At 59.9% G+C, this 2,499-nt stretch carries 3 protein-coding genes; all 3 read left to right on the top strand.

What is annotated here, in order from left to right:
* Window positions 1–711, top strand: a 711-nt coding sequence (locus WH95_RS21760) for a DUF3363 domain-containing protein (RefSeq protein WP_245622999.1), incomplete at its 5' end; no start/stop codon positions are given.
* A gap of 216 nt (window positions 712–927) precedes the next feature.
* On the top strand, window positions 928–2,142 hold the full coding sequence (floR, locus tag WH95_RS20025) for a chloramphenicol/florfenicol efflux MFS transporter FloR (protein ID WP_000214119.1): 1,215 nt from the start codon (window positions 928–930) through the stop codon (window positions 2,140–2,142).
* Between the two features lie 27 nt (window positions 2,143–2,169).
* Window positions 2,170–2,475 carry a LysR family transcriptional regulator gene (locus tag WH95_RS20020; protein ID WP_001255015.1) on the top strand — a complete coding sequence of 102 codons (306 nt, stop codon included), beginning with the start codon at window positions 2,170–2,172 and terminating at the stop codon, window positions 2,473–2,475.
* The last annotated feature ends 24 nt before the right edge of the window (window positions 2,476–2,499 follow it).

Below are 2,499 nucleotides of genomic sequence, written 5' to 3'. Positions count from 1 at the left end.
GGTGAAAAGGGCGTTTATTCTTCCTATACGTGCCGCGTTCCAGGCGGCGACTATGAGGGCTATGTCGATGCCCATGTGCGCCGGCTGGAGGCGCTACGCCGGGCCGGTATCGTCGAGCGGATCGACGCCGACCAATGGCGCATCCCCGATGATCTGGTCAGCCGTGCCGCCGCCCATGACGCCGGCCGAGACAGTCAGGCCAGCGTTCGCGTCCTTTCCCCGGTCGATCTGAACAAACAGATCGGATCGGACGGCGCGACCTGGCTGGACCGGCGGCTGATCCACGGCGAGACGGCCGACCTTGCGCCAACCGGCTTCGGGCAACAAGTCCGCGAAGCCATGGACCAGCGCCGCGAGCACCATATCGAACAGGGCGACGCCACCCGCAGCCGGGACAGCCGCGTCTTCTACCGGCGCAACCTTCTCGCCATCCTGCGGGAGCGCGAGGTAGCCGGCGTCGGATCGGATATGGCTTTGAGTAAGGGCCTGCCGTTCCGCGCCGCCACGGACGGCGAGAGCGTCAGCGGCAAGTTTACCGGAACCGTGCATCTATCGAGCGGCAAGTTCGCCGTGGTCGAGAAATCCCATGAGTTCACCCTTGTCCCGTGGCGGCCGATCATCGACCGCCAACTCGGCCGCGAGGTTATGGGCATCGTGCAGGGCGGGTCGGTGTCGTGGCAGTTAGGGCGGCAGAGGGGGCTGGAACGCTGAGTGCGCCCATGCCGCATTGCGAAGCAAAAGATAATCGGATAAAATGTAGCAATTCATATTCGTAAGCGTGGAGTAATCAGATGGGAAATTCCAAGTCAGCAGACAAGTAAGCCGCAACAACCAGTATTGTTGTTGCGGCGCTCTGTAAGGCTAGTCTCATCTGATTGCTGACGAGCAGACGTCGCCCGGTATTCCTTAATCGAGGGTTGATTCGTCATGACCACCACACGCCCCGCGTGGGCCTATACGCTGCCGGCAGCACTGCTGCTGATGGCTCCTTTCGACATCCTCGCTTCACTGGCGATGGATATTTATCTCCCTGTCGTTCCAGCGATGCCCGGCATCCTGAACACGACGCCCGCTATGATCCAACTCACGTTGAGCCTCTATATGGTGATGCTCGGCGTGGGCCAGGTGATTTTTGGTCCGCTCTCAGACAGAATCGGGCGACGGCCAATTCTACTTGCGGGCGCAACGGCTTTCGTCATTGCGTCTCTGGGAGCAGCTTGGTCTTCAACTGCACCGGCCTTTGTCGCTTTCCGTCTACTTCAAGCAGTGGGCGCGTCGGCCATGCTGGTGGCGACGTTCGCGACGGTTCGCGACGTTTATGCCAACCGTCCTGAGGGTGTCGTCATCTACGGCCTTTTCAGTTCGATGCTGGCGTTCGTGCCTGCGCTCGGCCCTATCGCCGGAGCATTGATCGGCGAGTTCTTGGGATGGCAGGCGATATTCATTACTTTGGCTATACTGGCGATGCTCGCACTCCTAAATGCGGGTTTCAGGTGGCACGAAACCCGCCCTCTGGATCAAGTCAAGACGCGCCGATCTGTCTTGCCGATCTTCGCGAGTCCGGCTTTTTGGGTTTACACTGTCGGCTTTAGCGCCGGTATGGGCACCTTCTTCGTCTTCTTCTCGACGGCTCCCCGTGTGCTCATAGGCCAAGCGGAATATTCCGAGATCGGATTCAGCTTTGCCTTCGCCACTGTCGCGCTTGTAATGATCGTGACAACCCGTTTCGCGAAGTCCTTTGTCGCCAGATGGGGCATCGCAGGATGCGTGGCGCGTGGGATGGCGTTGCTTGTTTGCGGAGCGGTCCTGTTGGGGATCGGCGAACTTTACGGCTCGCCGTCATTCCTCACCTTCATCCTACCGATGTGGGTTGTCGCGGTCGGTATTGTCTTCACGGTGTCCGTTACCGCGAACGGCGCTTTGGCAGAGTTCGACGACATCGCGGGATCAGCGGTCGCGTTCTACTTCTGCGTTCAAAGCCTGATAGTCAGCATTGTCGGGACATTGGCGGTGGCACTTTTAAACGGTGACACAGCGTGGCCCGTGATCTGTTACGCCACGGCGATGGCGGTACTGGTTTCGTTGGGGCTGGTGCTCCTTCGGCTCCGTGGGGCTGCCACCGAGAAGTCGCCAGTCGTCTAACCGACGACTGGTAGCAGGCCCGCTCCGATGCGGCGCACTAACCATCGAAACCTCGTGAATGTCGGTATCCTGTCTGGCAGGATACCGCTCATTTCCCTTGTTCAGTTCATCGCCGTCGCCGAGCATCTGAATTTTCGGCATGCGGCCAAGGCACTTGGTATCAGCCAGTCGAGCGTCAGCGCGCGTGTGAAAGCGCTGGAGGATAACCTTGGTGTCCTGCTATTTGAGCGCCATGCGCGGGGCGTTCGGCTAACAGACGCAGGCAGGCACTTCATGGAGCGTGTCACGGCGGGTGTCGATCAACTCGATCACGCAGTGAAGACCGCGGAGTGACGGGCACTGGCTGGCAATGTCTAG

This window comes from Kiloniella litopenaei (genome assembly GCF_000982415.1).
GTDB lineage: Bacteria > Pseudomonadota > Alphaproteobacteria > Kiloniellales > Kiloniellaceae > Kiloniella > Kiloniella litopenaei.
This window is presented reverse-complemented; position numbering and strand designations above follow the sequence as displayed.